This is a genomic window from Pantoea sp. LMR881 (genome assembly GCF_027157825.1).
Lineage (GTDB): Bacteria > Pseudomonadota > Gammaproteobacteria > Enterobacterales > Enterobacteriaceae > Pantoea > Pantoea haifensis.
Window position 1 is genome coordinate 920008 of sequence record NZ_JAPVOK010000002.1, and the last position, 18958, is coordinate 938965.

Here is an 18958-nt window from a genome sequence, read left to right on the forward strand (position 1 = left end):
CACCCTGTTTCAATGCTAGTGTTTCAATGAGTAGTAGATTTTTTCTGCTAAAGCGAAAGAGATACCGGGAACATTGGCGATCTCTTCAACCGAAGCGTTCATCAAGGGTTGCAGACCACCCATGTATTTAAGCAGCTGCTGACGCCGTTTCGGTCCAACGCCCTCTATGCTTTCCAGGGCGCTGGTGTTCTTCACTTTGGCGCGTTTTTTACGGTGACCTGAAATTGCATGATTGTGAGCGTCGTCACGAATATGTTGGATCACATGCAGGGCCGGCGCGTCAGGTGGCAAGGAAATACCCTCCCCTTCCGGTTCAAAGAACAAGGTTTCCAGCCCTGCTTTTCGATCGCTGCCTTTCGCTACGCCGAGTAAAATTGGGCGAGTTTTATCCCAGGGAACATTCAGCTCGGCAAAAACCTGTTTCGCCTGCGCCAGTTGTCCCTTACCGCCGTCAATAAGAATCACGTCCGGGATTTTATCTTCTTCAATGGCTTTGCCATATCGACGACGTAACACCTGATTCATCGCCGCATAATCATCGCCCGGCGTAATGTCGTTGATGTTGTAGCGGCGATAATCAGCACGCAACGGTCCGTTCTGATCAAAAACCACGCAGGAGGCGATAGTTTGTTCACCCATGGTATGGCTGATATCGAAACACTCCATGCGATTGATTTTTTCAAGATCCAGGAACTCAGCCAAGGCCGCCAGGCGTTGATGAATCGTGGAATGCTGCGAAAGACGCATGGTTAACGCCGTTGCCGCGTTTGTTCGCGCCAGTTTTAAATAGCGTGCACGATCGCCACGCGGCTTACTTTGAATAGTGACGCGGCGTCCGGCGAGTTCACTCAGCGAGTCAGATAGCAGTTCACGCTCTGGCAGATTGAAGTCGAGCAGGATGTCGCCTGGCAACGTGCGCGCCTCACTGCCCTGCAGATAAAACTGCCCGACAAAGGTTTGCACTACTTCAGCAAGATCGGTATCAGCAGGGACTTTAGGAAAGTAGCTGCGACTGCCCAGCACTTTACCCTGACGAATGAACAAGACGTGCAGACACGCCATACCCGCATCATACGCGACGCCCATGACATCAAGATCGTCGCCCTGATTAGAGACGAATTGTTTTTCCGTTATGCGGCGCACAGCCTGGATTTGATCGCGCAGTCGTGCAGCTTCTTCAAAGCGCAGCGCCATGCTCGCCTCTTCCATGCGCTTAACCAGCAAATTTAATACCTGATCGTCTTTACCTGCCAGAAACAGCCGCACATAGTCGGTCTGCTGTGCATATTCTTCTTCGCTGACTAAACCTGCCACACAAGGGCCGAGGCAGCGACCAATCTGATATTGCAAGCAGGGACGCGAGCGATTGCGGTAGACACTGTTTTCACACTGTCGGATGGGGAACACTTTTTGCAATAATGCCAGGGTTTCACGAACCGCATAACCGTTTGGAAAGGGGCCAAAATATTCGCCCTGGCATGTTTCGCCCCGCGATGCATCGCCAGGCGCGGATGGGTATCGCCGCTCAGGAAAATATAGGGATAAGATTTATCGTCGCGCAGCAGCACGTTATAACGCGGCTGATAGAGCTTGATGTAGTTATGCTCCAGCAGCAACGCTTCGGTTTCGGTATGGGTTACGGTGACATCGATGTGCTGAATATTGCTCACCAACGCTTCGGTTTTGCGGCTGCCGACCTGACTGCGAAAATAACTTGTCAGTCGCTTTTTCAGATCTTTCGCTTTACCCACATAAATAACAGTTCCAGCAGCATCATACATGCGATAAACGCCGGGTTTGCTGGTCACTGTGCTCAGAAAGGCTTTGGAATTAAAAACGTCACTCACTACTGATTAACGGCTCCGCATTGTACAAGCCATGTCGAATGGCCAGATGCGTTAACTCTACATCACCACTGATATTCAGTTTGCTGAACATGCGATAACGATAGCTGTTAACGGTTTTAGGACTGAGATTGAGCTGCTCGGAAATTTCCGTCACCTTTTGTCCTTTGGTGATCATCAGCATAATCTGCAATTCCCTTTCCGACAAACAGCTGAAGGGAGAATCTGTTTTCTGCGGTTCAATCTGACTAAGTGCCATTTGCTGAGCGATATCAGAAGCAATATAGCGTTGTCCGGCATTCACCGAGCGAATGGCATTGACCACTTCCTGCGGCGCAGCCCCTTTACTGAGATAACCGGCTGCACCGGCCTGCATAACTTTAGCAGGCAAAGGATTTTCAGTATGAATGGTCAGCATGATGATTTTGATGTCGGGATTGTAACGCACAATTTTGCGCGTCGCCTCAAGCCCACCGATGCCGGGCATGTTCATGTCCATCAGAATGACATTAACCTGATTTGCACGACACCATTTCACGGCGTCCTCGCCACAGTTGGCCTCACCCGCAATCACCAGACCTTTTATGTCTTCTAAAATGCGGCGTATACCGGCGCGAACCAGTTCATGGTCATCAACAAGAAGCACACTGATCAACGGGGAGCACTCCGCAAGCTAAAAAAAGAGGAAGCGATAAATTGCAAGCGGCAATCATACCTGTTTTTAGTTTAAAAGCACATCAACAAACTCAATGAGTACCGCTGTTCCATGACATACATCAAGCACGATTAACATCACGGCTAAATATTCTAAACAAATTTGTTAATCAAAAACTTATATTTAAAAACCACTCTTTTTCAACTGGTTAAAAATAATTCCCTGTCAACCTGACAGTCGCTGTGCTTTATTATTTCTGCGCGGCAAAAAAGGGTTCGCAGGTTACGCTTAGCGTGAAATAGCCTAAAGATTAGCGAAACGGTATAAGCCATGTTGTCACTTGCGTTGTGATATACTCACGCACTGCTGTGCGGCCAGATTGCCAACCTGTTGAACATCACAAAGGAGAAAATGATGAGCGATGAAGATTTTGCAACCTCGCAGGAAACTGAGAACCTGGCTGACGAAGTTGCCTGCCTGAAAATGATGGTTACCCTGATTCTGAAAGGAATGGGTCAGGCAGATGCCGGGAAAGTCATTATCAACATGGAACGTTACGTACAAACGCTCGGCGATAAGCCGCAGGCGGAAGTCTTTAGTAACACCATCAAGCAGATAAAAACGGCTTATCGTCAGTAAAAGCGTATGCCCCGACCTGCGGGGCATAACATCAATTGTGTGATTGCCAGTTGATGGACACCCCCAAAGAGGGCAATACTTCTTCCGGACTAAAGCGACGTGTACCGCGATATTTCTCGGCCAGCGCAGGTTGAGCAACCGGAATGCGGATGGCAAACAAATTATCTTCTGACTGGATCAAGCCTGGCGTTAACGGTTCATAAGCGACCTGGTGCTGTTCAAACATCTTTTCCAGCATCGGCGTTGCTGAACTGATGAGATAGTCTATTCCATTCAGCTCAGCCAACTGCACAGCATGCCAGAGAATATTGAGCGGCAGCTCCGCATCGACAGCCAGGCGTGCCGAGAAGCGCGACATTTCCCACACTTTTTCATGATTGAACGGCACAATGAGGCCTTCACTTTGCTCAGGCTCAAACCACGGCATAAGACGTGCGCAACCGCAGATCCCTTCACGCGCATTCCAGGCAATCAACCAGGTGACATCAGAGCGATCGTAGCGATCATATTCCTGACCCGGCGTGCTTAAACGAGGTGGGAGTGACCAACCTTCGCCACGTGCAAAAACGCTGTATCGGTAACTGCCTAATTCGGCCAGTAAAGAGGATGGCATATCCTTTAATTGCGTTTGAATTATTTTCATCATGCGCCCCTGACATCCCCATGTTTGCAATGATTTCTTTGCGCCCGCCTGGCAAAGCACCGGCGCAGGGTAGACAACTGACTCTAACGAGGGAACTACTAAAATTAGTAGTTGTATTTCGTTTAAATCAGTCCGATTGCAGCTGCATAACAGGCAATCTGCGTTTTATTGGAAACATTGAAACGCTTTTGCATATTTTTTTGGTGAAAATTCACTGTGTGTTCAGAAATAGATAAAATAAGAGAAATCTCTACCGAAGTTTTTCCTTCAGCGGTCCATTTTAAAATTTCCAGTTCGCGCTGACTAAAATCATTTTTCAGTACCAGCATGGCTTCGTCACCGAGACGCTCTAGCGCACACAAACTCAGCTCCGCCAGAAAGTGCAGTTTCACTTCCAGCTCAACGCGACGATGTTGCGTCGCAAAAGGTTGTTGCGACGATATAGATAATATACCAATGGCTCGATTTGGTGCCATTGCTGAACAAGAAAAACCGCTGCGCAGACCAAATTCGCCCGCCTCTTTCCACAAATCTCCGGCACCAGTAAACAGATCGGCAGTCCACTCAATGCCGCGGCCTGGCCGTTGGCACAACAGCAATACCGGATCGACCGCAAAATAATTTTGCTGCTCGTAACGCTTAATCCATAATTTAGGATAAGTGCTATGTAGATGAATACGTGGCCGGGTAAAAGGCACCGGATGTTGAATCAAAAAAGCAAAGTAATCGAATCCCAACGATTCGGTGTAATGCTGTATTACCGTCTTCAGTTGAGAAGCCACTGTTAAACTTTGAAATTCATTTTCCGCCTTAATACGCCAGGCAAAATAATTGTCGTTAGTCATATTGCCTCAGCGTTATCCTCACGCAGGTGCGCTTTGTTATTCATTCTCGTTTATGACAAAAATTTAATTAAGATGAGTAAAAATTTTGATTGAGCAATGTTCAATCTCGCCGGTAAAAATACCCGTTTCATTCCAATATGCAGGCCTTACCAGAAAAATAAAGAGTACAGAGAATCGCAGAATGGGATCCATGCTCTGTTGAATGACCAACCTCAAACAGAATAAGATTTTTCCGATAGGAATTCAATCCTTGAAAAAATATCGCGTGTAAATTGTTTGGTTGCGGTAGCGCATTATAATTAAGGTAAATCGATAAAATTTGCGCAAACTATTTATAAACAGCAGCTTATTCATAAAAGGATTTAAAGCGAGGCAGTTGGACAGCGGCAAAATGCAGCGTTTTAACAGGCTGAGCAGACTTTTGCATCAGACTGTTTAACGCTACTCTTAGCCGTTAATACACAGACAATCTTACCAGACTATCGTGCCTGAATAGCACAGCGGCAAGCCGCTCTGCACCACCGGCCATCAACGATTCGCTTTGGGGTAGACTATGTTAAACCAGTTGGCATTGCCCTTTTTAATGCTTGGCGGCTGCACCGCATTGATGATTGTTAAGGATATTTTCAGACATCCTCATCCGGTTGCTGTCATGAATATTATCTGGCCTCTTACCGGACTCTATATGCCGTTTATTGGCTGGGTAGCCTGGTGGCACCTTGGGAGACAACCTTCCCGGCAGGTAAAACTTGCCTTGCTGGTGCCACAAAAAACAGGTCGCGCTATGAGTTGGCAAACGATATTTATTTCGACATCGTTATCTGCTGCCGCCTCTATTTTTGGCGACATAATAACATTACCGATAATCACCCTGCTAAATCACTTGCACGTTTCATTTGCCATTTGGCAATACGCCATTTTATCACTCGTGATTACATTATTGATCGGTATATTTTTTCAGTTCTTTGTCATTAAGCATCGTGAAAAAGTTTCAATATGGCGCACATTACTGCTGGCCGTAAAAACAGAAACTTTTCCGTTAGTCATTTACCAATTAGGTATTTTTATCTTTATGGCGCTGGCGCTAAAATATGTATTAAATCAACAAATCAATCCGCTATTGAGCGCCTTCTGGTTTATGTTGCAACTTTCAATGATAACGGGTTTTGTTTTTTCCTGGCCTGCCAATCATTTCTTGATAAAACGCGGTATTCATCCGGTGACCTGATTACCGACAGTATCCTGCACCACGCATCCCTAAATGGAAATGTGTGGCATGCGCGGCGTTATAATCTGGCCCCAGCGCGTTACCAAAAACATTGCATCCTTCCCGCCACAAACTGTGCAGCGACTGGGCTTTTCCTGAGGGTTGCTGCCAGTTTTTACTCACGTCTAAACGTTGTCCGTTCGCCAGTTGAAAGCCCGTGATATCCCAGGCGTCCGCCGTCGCGTGCTCACTCAACCGGCCTTCAGTACGATGATAGATATTTCGACAGGCATAACTGCCAACGTGCGTAATTCTCACCAGTGGGCTTTGCTGCTGCCGGGTAAGCTGCTCACGGCTGCGTAGAACATACATGGTGCTGGCGACAGCCATCGGACAACTGGCAAGAAAACTGCTGCTCAGACTCACAGGGCCAAATTTCTGTATACGCAGCGGATCGCTCAGCGGACAGTTGCCGGTGACAGGCGGACGCGCGCTGAAACTGACAAAGCCGGCCTGTTGCGCACGGTGCATGACATCCAGACACGCCTCAGGATCGTTTGACAACCGTTTCAATTTCAACCGCGTCATCCAGCCTGGCGCATCGGTGACGGAAAGCGGTGTAAAAGGATTAAACTGAGGCGGAAGGTTCTTTTTGATCCACGGTAAACTGCCCCAGCCCACCGTAATCAATACCAGTAAAAGTATAAGCGTGCGCATTTTCCCTCTCGCAGCCTGATGATTAGCAAAAAAAGTGTAGAAGCTCTCAGGCAGGTTGCGCGAAACCTGACACAACGAGATTAAAAATTACCCAGCCTGACGGAATAATCGCCCGCGTAAACAATTCCTGCCGGTGCGTTAGAGATGAAAGGTCACAATTGTTAAAAAACAATTTCCGACTTTGCAGGGTATTCCACTATCTTATGCCAACTTGCCAGTCAGGCAGGCTCGCCCAATAACAGCCAGCAGAGCTGACACAACATCAAGACAGGAAAGACAATTATATGGTCGATCAATCAAAAGAAGCGTTGATTACGCAGGAGAACCCGGAAAAGCTGCGGCGCAACCTGCATAATCGTCACATTCAACTTATCGCTATCGGTGGTGCAATCGGCACTGGCCTGTTTATGGGCTCGGGTAAAACCATCAGCCTTGCCGGCCCTTCTATTATCTTCGTTTATATGATTATCGGGTTCATGCTGTTCTTCGTCATGCGCGCCATGGGCGAATTATTGCTCTCGAACCTCGAATACAAATCTTTTAGTGATTTCGCCGCTGACCTGTTGGGTCCCTGGGCAGGCTATTTTACGGGCTGGACTTACTGGTTCTGCTGGGTCGTTACTGGCATTGCTGATGTCGTGGCAATAAGCGCCTATTTTCAACTCTGGTTCCCCGGCTTTTCCATCTGGATGAGCGCCCTGCTGTGCGTCTTTGTTTTTCTGACGCTCAACATCGCCACGGTTAAGCTGTTTGGCGAAATGGAGTTTTGGTTCGCGATTATCAAAATTGTCGCTATCGTCGCGCTGATTGTCACCGGCATTGTGCTGGTTTCAATGCACTATCCATCGCCAGGTGGAGGGACGGCGTCATTAAGCAATATCTGGGATCACGGCGGTATGTTCCCGAAAGGGTTGAGTGGATTTTTTGCTGGCTTCCAGATTGCCGTTTTTGCCTTTGTGGGAATCGAGTTAGTCGGCACTGCTGCTGCCGAAACGCACGATCCTCACAAAGTGTTACCGCGCGCGATTAATGCTATTCCGCTGCGGGTGATCATGTTCTACGTATTAGCACTGATGGTGATCATGGCCGTCACACCCTGGACCCAGGTCATGCCGGACCGCAGCCCGTTTGTTGAAATGTTTGTGTTGATCGGCTTACCCGCCGCCGCCAGCATTGTTAACTTTGTGGTGCTGACTTCAGCAGCGTCCTCAGCGAACAGCGGTATCTTCTCCACCAGCCGTATGCTCTATGGCTTATCGCAGCAGGGAGTGGCACACCGTGCATTTGGTCGCCTGTCAGCACGCGCTGTCCCCACAACTGGCCTGTTTTTCTCCTGCCTGTGCCTGTTGGGTGGCGTGGCGTTGATTTACTTGATCCCTGATGTGATGACGGTGTTCACCTTAGTCACTACGGTCTCTGCGATTCTGTTCATGTTTGTCTGGACTATCATTCTGTGCAGCTACCTGGCGTACCGTAAAAAGTATCCTCAGCGCCATGCAGAATCTGGTTTCAAAATGCCGTTGGGTAAATTCATGTGCTGGGTATGCATCGCCTTTTTTGCCTTTGTGCTGGTGCTGTTGACCCTGCAAGAAGATACACGCCAGGCACTGATGGTCACGCCGTTGTGGTTCGCGCTGTTGACGTTGGGGTGGTTGCTACGCCGCCGTGCCAGACGCTAAGGTAATCACACGATAAAAAAAGCCCGGTCAGTGATGGCCGGGCTTTTTATTTACAGTCGCTCTTTTAATGCAGTAAAGCTAACGCTTAGCGCAGGTCGCGATGAAGGCACTCTTTCTGGATGCGTTGCGGGCTGCTGCGGTGTGCCTAAATTGAAGGTAAAGGTGTAATGCCCGCCTTCTCCCATGCGCAAATCGGAAATAGTGATCTGCCCGTTGCTTTCGCCCATGGCATAGAAACCATGGCTGAACCAGGCAACACGCTCGGCATACCAGTCACCTTTTAACTGTTCAAACAATTCGGGATGGCGTGGCCGCCAGTTGACCTTCAGCGACCGACCCGGTGATAACAGTGACCAGTACGCTTCGCCATAACGTTCAGGCGTGATGATAACGCTTCGCCACACCAGCGTATTAAACGCTGTCGGCGTCACCAGTATTTTATCTGCTGGAATGGCCTGCGCGGCTAACGATTGTTTGATCTGCCAACTGGCAACGCCCTGAATCACCATACTCCACGCCAGATAAAGCGTACTGATAGCTAAGCCGAGGCGGCTCCACCGTAAACCCTGTTCACCGCGTCGCCACAGCGCCACAGCAAGACAAATCAGCATCGGTAGAGTATAGAGCGGATCCACAATATAGATGCTGCCGACAGCATAGGGATGATCGGTCAGCGGCAGCCCCAGCTGCGTGCCATAAACCGTCATTAGATCCAGCAGGGGGTGGGTGATGAATGCCAGCCAGATAGCCGGCCACCACGCCTGCCACTTTACGTCTCGGCGAAACAGGCCCGCGACCAGCCAGGCGACGAGCGGCGAGATCAGTGTCAGATAGAGCAGCGCATGACTTTCAGTACGATGCAGAGTCATGTTGCGTATTGCATCGCCATGATCAAGAAAAACATCCAGGTCGGGAAGCGTGCCACATGCGGCACCGACAGCGGCCGCTTGCCAAAGCGGGACACGTCGTCCCATTACCGCGACGCTGACGGATGCGCCGAGAACCAGTTGCGAAACAGAATCCATGTTTGCTCCCCGCAAAAAAGCCGTAGCGAAAATTAACGCACGCGAATACCTTCAATGATCATGCGCTGTACATTATCTACTGTTTGATCGAAAAACTGCGGATCGCTCAGGGTCTGGCCGGTAATGGCTTCAACCTGGCTGGCAAAATCAGCATAGTGTTGCGTGGTTGCCCACAGCATAAAGATTAAATGTTGCGGCTGTACGCCAGCCAGCCGACCTTCATCAATCCAGCGTTCAATAATGGCCGCTTTCTCATCAACCAGTTGCTTTAAGTCCCCGCTAATTCTCCTTTCAGGAGCGGCGCGCCCTGCAGCATTTCCAGACAGAACAGCCGGGAGGCTTGTGGATGATCGCGCGAGACTTCGAGCTTCAGGCGTATGTAGCGGCGAATAGCCATTAAAGGCTCCTGATCGTGCGCTAATGCACGCAGTGGCGCCAGCCAGACATCCAGGATCTCTTTTAACACCGCGATGTATAACGCTTCTTTGGAAGGATAGTAATAAAGAAGGTTGGTCTTCGAGACATCAGCCCGCTCGGCTACCTGATCGAGGCGGGTTCCATGAATGCCAAACTGGGAAAAAAGGTCAGCGCGGCTTCCAGAATAGCTGCACGTTTAGCCGCGACAGCGCGTGAACGGCGCGTGGGTTTTATTTCTGTTTTCATCCTGTTGCCTCATCCCTTCTGCGTTCCGGCATCATAGCAAAGCCACAGGTAGCTGCCCAATTTTGCCATTGCACCTTTTTTGTTCAACCTGCCTGCAAAATGTGCAGCCTGTTTTGACCAAATGGTCCAAAACGGACCAACCAATCTGGTTAACTCTTTTGGGTTATTTTTAACACATTGTTATTTATAGAATTAAAAAATGTGGCACAGCCTTTGCACAAATGCTTTTGAGCGCGCCGTAAAAGATTCGGCCCAGCGCGTGAAAAAAGTCCAACCCATGTGCAAGAGGTTCTGTATGAAGATTGGTGTCTTTATTCCGATTGGTAACAATGGCTGGCTGATTTCTTCTCATGCTCCGCAATACAAGCCAACCTTTGAACTCAACAAAGCGATTGTGCAAAAAGCTGAGCATTACCATTTCGACTTCGCGCTTTCAATGATTAAGCTGCGCGGCTTCGGTGGCAAAACCGAATTCTGGGATCATAACCTGGAATCGTTTACTTTGATGGCAGGCTTAGCGGCGGTCACTTCACGTATTGAGATCTATGCGACGGCGGCTACACTGACGTTGCCCCCGGCTATCGTGGCGCGCATGGCAGCGACTATCGACTCTATTTCAAATGGCCGTTTTGGCGTCAATTTAGTGACCGGCTGGCAGAAGCCCGAATATGAACAGATGGGTTTATGGCCGGGTGATGACTATTTTAGCCGTCGCTATCACTACCTCACTGAATATGTCACGGTGCTGCGCGATTTATGGGGCAGTGGCACGTCGGACTTTAAAGGTGAGTTCTTTACCATGAATGACTGCCGCGTTAGCCCGCAGCCGCAAAAGCCGATGAAAGTCATTTGCGCCGGTCAGAGCGACGCCGGAATGGCATTTTCAGCACAATATGCGGATTACAACTTCTGCTTCGGTAAAGGTGTTAATACTCCGACTGCCTTTTCGGCCACCTCAACGCGCATGAAGCAGGCCGCAGAAAAAGCCGGACGCGATGTGGGCTCCTACGTGCTGTTTATGATCATCGCGGCAGAAACCGATGAAGAGGCGCGTGCCAAATGGGAACATTACAAAGCCGGAGCGGATGAAGAGGCTCTCGCCTGGCTCACCACGCAGAGCCAGCAGGACACCAAATCAGGCAGCGACACCAATGTACGCCAGATGGCCGATCCCACCTCTGCCGTTAACATCAACATGGGCACCCTGGTAGGCTCTTTTGCCAACGTTGCGCGTATGCTGGACGAGGTTGCACAGGTTGACGGAACACATGGCGTACTGCTGACGTTTGATGATTTCCTGCAAGGTATCGACGACTTTGGCCAACATATTCAGCCCCTGATGAGCTGCCGCAACGCAGTAATTGATGCGCAACAGGAGGTGGCTTAATGAATACGGTTTATTGCGCTCATACACCCGATATTCCACAGGTAGAGCTGCCTGCGCGCCCGGAACCTATCGCCTTCCCGCCAGGCCAGAGTGCGCTGATCGTGGTGGATATGCAAAACGCTTATGCCACTCAGGGGGATACCGGATCTGGCGGGATTTGATGTCTCCGCCACCCAGCCGGTGATTGCGAAGATTCATCAGGCAGTGACCGCCGCACGAGCTGCGGGCGTTCAGATTATCTGGTTCCAGAACGGCTGGGACGATCAGTATGTTGAAGCGGGTGATGCTGGCTCGCCCAATTTTCATAAATCGAACGCACTGAAAACCATGCGTAAACGCCCCGAGCTGCAAGGCACATTATTAGCTAAAGGCAGCTGGGATTATGCGCTGGTCGATGAGCTGGTGCCCCTGCCAGGTGACATTGTCTTGCCAAAACCGCGTTATAGCGGCTTCTTTAATACGCCACTCGACAGCCTGCTGCGCAGCCGTGGGATCCGCCATCTTATTTTTACCGGTATCGCCACCAACGTATGCGTGGAATCAACGCTGCGTGATGGCTTTTTCCTGGAATATTTTGGTGTCGTGCTGGAAGACGCAACTTATCAGGCTGGCCCTGCTTTTGCTCAACACGCCGCAATCTTCAATATTGAAACCTTTTTTGGGTGGGTCTCTGACGTGGACGCGTTTTGTGAGAGCCTGCGATCCGCATCCTAAATCCTGCTTCACCTGTTGATAAAAGGAAAAGTAGCTATGCCAAAAAGTGCCCTTATTCCGCCAGGAAGTTCTACCCCCATCGCTCCTTTTGTGCCGGGTACGCTGGCCGATGGCGTGGTTTATGTCTCTGGAACTTTGCCGTTTGATGAACATAACAATGTGGTGCATGTGGGCGATGCGGCGGCACAAACCCGCCACGTGCTGGAAACCATTAAAAAGGTCATCGAAACAGCGGGGGCAGTATGGATGACGTCACCTTCAATTCGATTTTTATCACTGACTGGACAAATTATGCCGCAGTGAATCAGGTCTATGCCGACTACTTTCCAGGTGAAAAGCCGGCGCGCTTCTGCATTCAGTGCGGGTTAGTCAAACCCGATGCGTTAGTTGAGATTGCCAGCATCGCGCATATTGGAAAACAGGGGGCCTGATGCATGTTGAGACGCATGGCCTGCAAACTCATGATGCGCCCACGCTGGTGTTCTCTTCAGGCTTAGGGGGCGTTGCGGGCTTTTGGCAATCGCAGCTCGCAGTTTTAAGCGAACGCTATCGGGTGGTGCTGTATGACCAGCGAGGCACCGGCCGCAGCGCCGATTCGCTGCCGGAAGGTTATACCCTGTCTATGATGGCTGCGGAGCTGGCTGAGGCGCTGGCACAACAGGGTATCTCCCGCTTCGGTGTCATCGGCCACGCATTAGGGGATTAATCGGCTTGCAGCTGGCCCTTGATTATCCGGAACGGGTTGAGCGTGTCGCAGTGATTAACGGGTGGCTGACGCTCAACGCGCACACCCGGCGCTGTTTCGAGGTGCGACAGCATCTGCTGCTTAATGTCGGTGTTGAGGCATTTGTCCGCGCGCAGCCGCTGTTTCTCTATCCTGCCGAATGGATGGCGCAGCATGAGGCGCGTCTGGAGCAGGAAGATGCGCACCACGTTGCGCACTTTCAGGGCATGGAAAATCTGCTGCGCCGCCTGCACGCCTTAATGCAGGCTGACTTCAGGAGCTGTGCTGATCGCATTTCACAACCGGTCTGGGTGATTTGCAGCAAAGACGATCTGCTAGTGCCGTGGAGCTGCTCGGTGCAACTGGCTGCTGCCTTGCCTGACGCTACACGCGCTGAGATGCCCTGGGGTGGGCATGCGATGAGTGTAACCGATGCCGCGCAGTTCAATGCCCTGCTCGTGCAGTGGCTGGCGGATACCGACTGCCTGCTGCTTCAACCCGATGAGGTTAGCTAAACCTTCGAGCGAGAGAAAAATATGAACAGAGAAAATGTTATGCCACCGGTAGAGAAACAGGCGTTTCGCAATGCCATGGCGCGACTCGGCGCAGCGGTAAATATCATTACCACCGAAGGGCCAGCGGGACGGGCCGGTTTTACCGCATCGGCCGTTTGCAGCGTGACCGATTCACCTCCTACCCTGCTGGTGTGCCTGAACCGTTCCGCCTCAGTCTATCCACTGTTCCGTGAAAACAGGCAGCTGTGCGTTAACACACTGGCTTCCGGGCATGAGGCTCTCTCTACGCTGTTCGGCGGTAAAACGCCGATGGCAGAGCGTTTCATCGCAGCGGAATGGACAACAGCCGTTACGGGCTCCCCGGTGCTGAGCGGTGCCGTGGTTTCATTTGACTGTCGCGTTACGCAGACAGTCAGCGTTGGCACACACGACACGTTTTTTTGTGAAGTGCTGGCGCTGGTTCGCAACGACAATGCGCACGGTCTGGTCTGGTTTGATCGTGGATACCATCCCCTTTTGCGGCAGGAAGCCTGTTAATTCGCCCAACGCGGTCCGGCATCATTCCCTTTTTTGTGGAGTTAACGATGGCAAATTCCTGGTTTCCTCAATGGCAAAAGAAGTCGGCAGTAACAGAAAATGGGCTGATTGCCCCGGATGAAACCTTGCCGATGGGTCAGACCCTGATCCTCGGATTGCAGCATGCGGTCGCGATGTTTGGCGCAACCGTACTAATGCCTCTGCTGATGGGCCTCGATCCTAACCTGGCGATCCTGGTATCCGGTATCGGCACGCTGCTGTTCTTCATTGTCACCGGAGGACGTGTTCCCAGCTATCTGGGTTCCAGCGCCGCCTTTGTGGGCGTTGTGATTGCGGTAACGGGTTTTAATGGGCAGGGATTAAACCCGAATCTCAGCCTGGCGCTGGGTGGCGTGATCGCCTGTGGTTTGCTTTATACACTGATTGGCTTTGTTGTGATGAAAGCGGGCACGCGCTGGATTGAAAAGTTGATGCCACCGGTGGTAACGGGCGCCGTGGTGATGGCAATTGGTTTGAATCTGGCACCGATTGCAGTACACAGCGTATCGGCCTCCGCTTTCGACAGCTGGATGGCGGTTATGACCGTGCTCTGTATTGGTGTGGTCGCGGTGTTTACCCGCGGTATGGTCCAGCGTTTATTGATTCTTATCGGACTTATCGTCGCGTGGGCGATTTATATGCTGCTGACCAACGGGCTGGGCCTGGGTAAACCCGTTGACTTCACCCTGCTGTCGCAAGCGCCATGGTTTGGCTTACCCCGCACTACCGCCCCTGCCTTTGATATTCAGGCGGTGGTGCTGATTGCCCCCGTCGCGATTATTCTGGTAGCGGAAAATTTAGGTCACATCAAAGCGGTGGCAGGAATGACCGGGCGCAACCTTGATCCCTATATGGGCCGCGCATTTGCAGGCGATGGCCTGGCGACCATGCTGTCCGGGGCGATGGGAGGCAGCGGCGTGACAACCTATGCAGAAAACATTGGCGTGATGGCAGTGACAAAGGTTTACTCCACACTGGCCTTTGTCGCTGCCGCGGCTTTTGCACTCATACTCGGTTTTTCGCCGAAGTTCGGGGCATTGATTCATACCATTCCTGGTCCGGTCATTGGCGGGGCGTCGATTGTGGTGTTTGGCCTGATTGCCGTGGCTGGCGCGCGTATTTGGGTGCAAAACCGTGTCGATTTTAGCCAAAACGGTAATTTAATCATGGTGGCGACGACGCTGGTGTTAGGTGCAGGCGATTTCGCTCTCAGGATTGGTCAGTTCACGCTTGGCGGTATTGGTACCGCCACTTTTGGTGCGATTATCCTGAACGCCATACTGCGCCAACGCGGCGCAGTACAGGTAGAGAAACAGGTTGTGCGTCAGGATAATTGATTATTCAGGCGGTGCGGTAACTGGCTGCACCGCTTTCTTACGTTTGAAACGCAGCTCACTGACAATCACGCCACAGACAATCAATGCCCCGCCCAGCAACGCGGCAGCAGGCAAACGCTCACCGGCAATGCGCCCTACCACGCCAGCCCATACCGGTTCACCGGCATAAATTACCGTTGCGCGCGTAGGCGATACGCTACGCTGTGCCCAGTTCATGGTGACCTGAATAAGCGCACTGGCTGCGCCTAAGCCCAGCGCACTCAGCAGCAGATTGGGTGACATATCGGGTATTGATTCCCCGTTTGGCAACATCAGGCAGAAGGCACCCAGTGAGGCCACGACCAGTTGAATCAGCGTCACGCGGCGCACATCGACCTCGCCTGCATAGCGGCTGATTAGAATAATTTCCGCTGCAATCGCCAGCGTACTGATCAGCGTGGCGATTTCGCCCTGATTCAGGCTAATACGACCATCCTGTGGCCCGGCAACCAGCAGCAAACCGCCAAACGCCAGTAAAATGCCGAGCCAGGCCATCAGGCCCGGCGGGCGACGTAAAAAAATCCACTGTAGCAACGGCACCACGGGAACATAGAGCGCCGTGAGAAAAGCGGACTGACTGCTGGATATGGTTTGCAGACCATAAGTTTGCAGGCCATAACCGCCGGCAATCGACAAACCAATCAGCGACCCCGCTTTGATTTCAGTCCAGGTTATCGCCGCTAAATAGCGGCGAAAAAGAGCGCCAGCAACAGCGCAGCCGTCGCAAAGCGTAGCCCGACAAAGAAAAACGGCCCGGAGTACGCCATCGCGCGATGCACCGCTAAAAAGGTGCCACCCCAGATCATCGTAATAAAAATTAGCACCAGCTCCTGGCGCGACAGGCGCAAGGATAAGCTGCGGATAGCGTCCGACATAATTCACCTGATAAGAGATTCGGGCGCCATTTTGCGGAGGGAAAGCGGGAAATGCAATGGCGGACCGCCGGTTTTACCCGGCGGCCCGGCGTTTACTCTGTCTCAGATTTTTTGTTACTGCTGCGCCCACCTTTTTCGCCAGCACGCGCAGCGCGTTGCGGATCGTTTTTGAAATTTCCGCCGCTGTTTTTGCCGCCTTTGCGCCCGGCTTCTGCCGCACGCTCACGGTTTTCGGCAAAATTGCCTAAACCTCCACGATGTGTTGCCATCTTTTCCTCCGGTCGCAAATGGGTAAGCGTTAACTCTCGTCTACCTGCCAGCATCAACCCTGCCGTTCGCCTGTTTTGCAGGGTGATCATGGTTAAAGCTTAGCCAGACATTGCTCACTCCCAGTGCGTTGTTACATTTAGCAACAGATAATTCACTGCAAATTCGCTCCATTATCAAATATTCATTCAGCTTTTAACGGCTTAGCCAGAGGTCAAAGGTCCTAAAAACCCGATCTTTTGCCGGGCAAGCTCGCAGCCAGTTAAAGCTCTTCTATACTTCTGGTTACGCTGAATAACCCTTACGGAGATTTAGATGGCTAAGATTCTGGTGCTTTACTATTCAATGTATGGACATATCGAAACAATGGCGAACGCGGTCGCTGAAGGTGTCCGCAAGGTTCCCGGTGCAGAAGTGGATATTCGGCGTGTACCAGAAACCATGGATGCCGAACGTTTCGCACAGGTTGGCGGCAAAACCGATCAGGCTGCGCCGGAAGCGACACCAGAAATTCTTCCTCAATACGATGCCATTATCATTGGCACCCCTACCCGCTTCGGCAATATGTCTGGACAGATGCGCACCTTCTGGGATCGCACCGGTGGTCTTTGGGCGTCCGGCGCGCTGTTCGGCAAAGTCGCCAGTGTCTTTACGTCAACCGGTACTGGCGGCGGCCAGGAGCAAACTATTACGTCAGTCTGGACCACACTGGCGCATCACGGCATGGTGATTGTCCCGATTGGCTACGGTACCAAAGAGCTGTTCGACATCTCGCAAACGCGCGGCGGCACGCCTTATGGTGCCAGCACGATGGCGGGTGGAGATGGCTCGCGTCAGCCCACGGAAGAGGAACTGAATATTGCCCGTTTCCAGGGCGAACACGTTGCCGGGCTGGCAGTTAAACTAAAGGACTGATTTCATTAAGGAGACCAATATGGCTACCGATCAAGCGAAAGAACATCACGTTGGCGAATGGGCCAGCCTGCGTCACACCTCACCTGAAATCGCTGAGGCCATTTTCGAAGTGGCGAACTACGACGAAAAACTTGCTGAAGAAATTTGGCGTCAACAAGGTAATGACGAAGTGCTGTTTCGCGCCTTCGATAAAACCGATCAGGATGTCCTGACCTGGGACGATAAGACGGTAGAACGTAAAAATGTTTAAGGCTGGGGCGGGATTTCCCGCCTCATCTTTTTTAGTCACTGACCAAGGATCGCTGTATGTCTTCCTATCAAAGTATTAATCCTGCTAACAATCAGCTGCTGAAAAGCTGGCCTTCCCACGATGCGACAGCAGTAAACCAGGCGCTGGAGAAGGCTGATGGCCTGTTTCACTCTGACTGGAGTAAAGGAGATATTCAGCCACGCTTACAGGTCCTGAAAAAACTGGCCGATCTGATTGACAGCCGTGTCGACGAACTGGCGACCATTGCCAGTAAAGAGATGGGAAAACTGATTGGTCAAAGCCGCGGTGAAGTAAAAATCTGTGCGCAAATTGCCCGTTATTACGCAGAGAATGCGGAACGTATTCTTAAACCGCAGCCTTATGCCAGTGAATTAGGCGAGGCGTGGCTGGAATATCATCCGATTGGCGTACTGGTAGCCGTGGAACCCTGGAATTTCCCCTATTATCAACTGATGCGCGTGCTGGCCCCTAACCTGGCGTTAGGCAACCCGGTGCTGGCAAAACATGCGAACATTGTGCCGCACTGTGCAGATGTGTTTGAAAAGCTGGTGAAGGAAGCGGGCGCACCCGAAGGAGCCTGGACCAATTTATTCATCTCGACCGACCAGGTGGCTGAGCTGATCGCTGACCATCGCGTGCAGGGTGTCGCGCTTACCGGATCAGAACGTGCCGGTAGCGCGGTAGCAGAGCAAGCGGGTAAGCATCTGAAAAAATCTACGCTGGAGCTGGGCGGAAACGACGTGTTTGTGGTGCTGGACGACGCGGATATCGACGAAGCTGTGCGTCAGGGTGCCCAGGCGCGGCTGAGTAACTGCGGACAAGTCTGTACCGCCGCTAAGCGTTTTATCCTGCATGAAAACATAGCGGACAGTTTTATCGCTAAATTCACCGCCGCGCTATCTGCTGCAACACCAGGCGATCCGCTGGATGAGAACACCACGCTGGGTCCGTTATCGTCAAGCGATGCGCGCGATCGCCTGGTTAAGCAGGTTGATGAGGCGGTGGCGAACGGTGCAAAAGTGCTGACCGGCGGCAAAGTAATTGCAGGCGTCGGCTGTTATTTTCAGCCCACTATTTTGACCCATCTCACACCGGATAATCCCGCTTATTATCAAGAGTTCTTTGGCCCCGTTGCGCAGGTTTATGTGGTCGGCGATGATCGCGCTGCTGTGGCGCTGGCGAACGATTCTCACTATGGTTTGGGCGGTTCCGTGTGGACAAAAGATATCGCGCGCGGGCGTAAACTGGCGTCTGCCATTGAAACCGGCATGGTGTTTATCAATTCACAAAGTGATACTTCGGCCGAACTGCCGTTTGGTGGCGTAAAGCGTTCGGGTTACGGACGCGAGCTTTCCGACCTCGGCATCAAGGAATTCGCCAATCAAAAACTGGTGGTCGTGGCCGGTTGATAGCAGCCATAA

15 protein-coding genes and 6 pseudogenes are annotated in these 18958 nt (G+C 51.5%); 12 read left to right on the forward strand and 9 right to left on the reverse strand.

Going from position 1 to position 18958, the window contains the following annotated elements:
• Positions 1-15 precede the first annotated feature (15 nt).
• Positions 16-1847: pseudogene (gene uvrC / locus O3W44_RS06200) on the reverse strand (excinuclease ABC subunit UvrC).
• Positions 1840-2499, reverse strand: a complete 660-nt coding sequence (uvrY, locus tag O3W44_RS06205) for a UvrY/SirA/GacA family response regulator transcription factor (protein WP_269292396.1) — start codon at positions 2497-2499, stop codon at positions 1840-1842. The pseudogene uvrC and the gene uvrY overlap by 8 nt, the downstream one beginning before the upstream one ends.
• A gap of 414 nt (positions 2500-2913) precedes the next feature.
• Here uvrY and O3W44_RS06210 point away from each other — a divergent pair, with 414 nt between their 5' ends.
• Positions 2914-3138, forward strand: coding sequence for a DUF2594 family protein (locus tag O3W44_RS06210; protein WP_269294375.1), 225 nt, complete (start codon positions 2914-2916; stop codon positions 3136-3138).
• A 31-nt stretch (positions 3139-3169) separates the two neighbouring features.
• Here O3W44_RS06210 and O3W44_RS06215 read toward each other — a convergent pair whose 3' ends face one another.
• Both O3W44_RS06215 and sdiA read right to left on the reverse strand, forming a co-directional pair.
• On the reverse strand, positions 3170-3781 hold the full coding sequence (locus O3W44_RS06215) for an acyl-homoserine-lactone synthase (RefSeq protein WP_269294376.1): 612 nt from the start codon (positions 3779-3781) through the stop codon (positions 3170-3172).
• Between the two features lie 122 nt (positions 3782-3903).
• Complete coding sequence (gene sdiA, locus O3W44_RS06220; RefSeq protein ID WP_269292397.1) at positions 3904-4626, reverse strand: transcriptional regulator SdiA; 723 nt, start codon at positions 4624-4626, stop codon at positions 3904-3906.
• A gap of 553 nt (positions 4627-5179) precedes the next feature.
• On the opposite strand from sdiA, the gene O3W44_RS06225 reads away from it, so the two are divergent.
• The gene (locus tag O3W44_RS06225) at positions 5180-5854 is read left to right on the forward strand and encodes a DUF4396 domain-containing protein (RefSeq protein ID WP_269292398.1); all 675 of its coding nucleotides are present in this window, start codon (positions 5180-5182) and stop codon (positions 5852-5854) included.
• Here O3W44_RS06225 and O3W44_RS06230 read toward each other — a convergent pair whose 3' ends face one another.
• The gene (locus tag O3W44_RS06230) at positions 5855-6550 is read right to left on the reverse strand and encodes an extensin-like domain-containing protein (RefSeq protein ID WP_269292399.1); all 696 of its coding nucleotides are present in this window, start codon (positions 6548-6550) and stop codon (positions 5855-5857) included.
• A gap of 284 nt (positions 6551-6834) precedes the next feature.
• Between O3W44_RS06230 and cycA the strand changes: the two genes are divergently transcribed.
• The gene (cycA, locus tag O3W44_RS06235) at positions 6835-8229 is read left to right on the forward strand and encodes a D-serine/D-alanine/glycine transporter (protein WP_269292400.1); all 1395 of its coding nucleotides are present in this window, start codon (positions 6835-6837) and stop codon (positions 8227-8229) included.
• A gap of 50 nt (positions 8230-8279) precedes the next feature.
• Here cycA and O3W44_RS06240 read toward each other — a convergent pair whose 3' ends face one another.
• Entirely contained in the window at positions 8280-9254 is a 975-nt protein-coding gene (locus O3W44_RS06240; RefSeq protein ID WP_269292401.1) for a metal-dependent hydrolase, read from the reverse strand.
• Between the two features lie 32 nt (positions 9255-9286).
• A pseudogene (gene rutR, locus O3W44_RS06245) lies at positions 9287-9917 on the reverse strand (HTH-type transcriptional regulator RutR).
• A 295-nt stretch (positions 9918-10212) separates the two neighbouring features.
• Between rutR and rutA the strand changes: the two are divergent.
• From rutA to rutG, 6 genes and pseudogenes are all read left to right on the forward strand, one after another.
• Positions 10213-11304 carry a pyrimidine utilization protein A gene (rutA, locus tag O3W44_RS06250; protein WP_269292402.1) on the forward strand — a complete coding sequence of 364 codons (1092 nt, stop codon included), beginning with the start codon at positions 10213-10215 and terminating at the stop codon, positions 11302-11304.
• Positions 11304-12018, forward strand: a pseudogene (gene rutB, locus O3W44_RS06255) (pyrimidine utilization protein B). Before rutA ends, rutB begins: the two are co-directional and overlap by 1 nt.
• Before the next feature lie 36 nt (positions 12019-12054).
• Positions 12055-12449 (forward strand): annotated as a pseudogene (rutC, locus tag O3W44_RS06260) (pyrimidine utilization protein C).
• Positions 12449-13257: pseudogene (gene rutD, locus O3W44_RS06265) on the forward strand (pyrimidine utilization protein D). Before rutC ends, rutD begins: the two co-directional pseudogenes overlap by 1 nt.
• Before the next feature lie 21 nt (positions 13258-13278).
• Positions 13279-13794, forward strand: a complete 516-nt coding sequence (gene rutF / locus O3W44_RS06270; RefSeq protein WP_269292403.1) for an NADH-dependent FMN reductase RutF — start codon at positions 13279-13281, stop codon at positions 13792-13794.
• 47 nt (positions 13795-13841) lie between these two features.
• Complete coding sequence (gene rutG, locus O3W44_RS06275; RefSeq protein ID WP_269292404.1) at positions 13842-15170, forward strand: pyrimidine utilization transport protein G; 1329 nt, start codon at positions 13842-13844, stop codon at positions 15168-15170.
• Here rutG and O3W44_RS06280 read toward each other — a convergent pair.
• Together O3W44_RS06280 and O3W44_RS06285 are read right to left on the reverse strand one after the other, a co-directional pair.
• Positions 15171-16084: pseudogene (locus O3W44_RS06280) on the reverse strand (DMT family transporter).
• A 92-nt stretch (positions 16085-16176) separates the two neighbouring features.
• A complete protein-coding gene (locus O3W44_RS06285; protein ID WP_269292405.1) occupies positions 16177-16353 on the reverse strand; it encodes a general stress protein in 177 nt (58 codons plus the stop codon).
• Between the two features lie 313 nt (positions 16354-16666).
• Here O3W44_RS06285 and wrbA point away from each other — a divergent pair, with 313 nt between their 5' ends.
• Genes wrbA through O3W44_RS06300 form a run of 3 tightly spaced genes read left to right on the forward strand, consistent with a single transcriptional unit; the run spans position 16667 to position 18946 of the window.
• A complete protein-coding gene (gene wrbA / locus O3W44_RS06290) occupies positions 16667-17266 on the forward strand; it encodes an NAD(P)H:quinone oxidoreductase (protein ID WP_269292406.1) in 600 nt (199 codons plus the stop codon).
• 19 nt (positions 17267-17285) lie between these two features.
• On the forward strand, positions 17286-17516 hold the full coding sequence (locus tag O3W44_RS06295) for a YccJ family protein (RefSeq protein WP_269292407.1): 231 nt from the start codon (positions 17286-17288) through the stop codon (positions 17514-17516).
• A 56-nt stretch (positions 17517-17572) separates the two neighbouring features.
• Complete coding sequence (locus tag O3W44_RS06300) at positions 17573-18946, forward strand: NAD-dependent succinate-semialdehyde dehydrogenase (protein WP_269292408.1); 1374 nt, start codon at positions 17573-17575, stop codon at positions 18944-18946.
• The last annotated feature ends 12 nt before the right edge of the window (positions 18947-18958 follow it).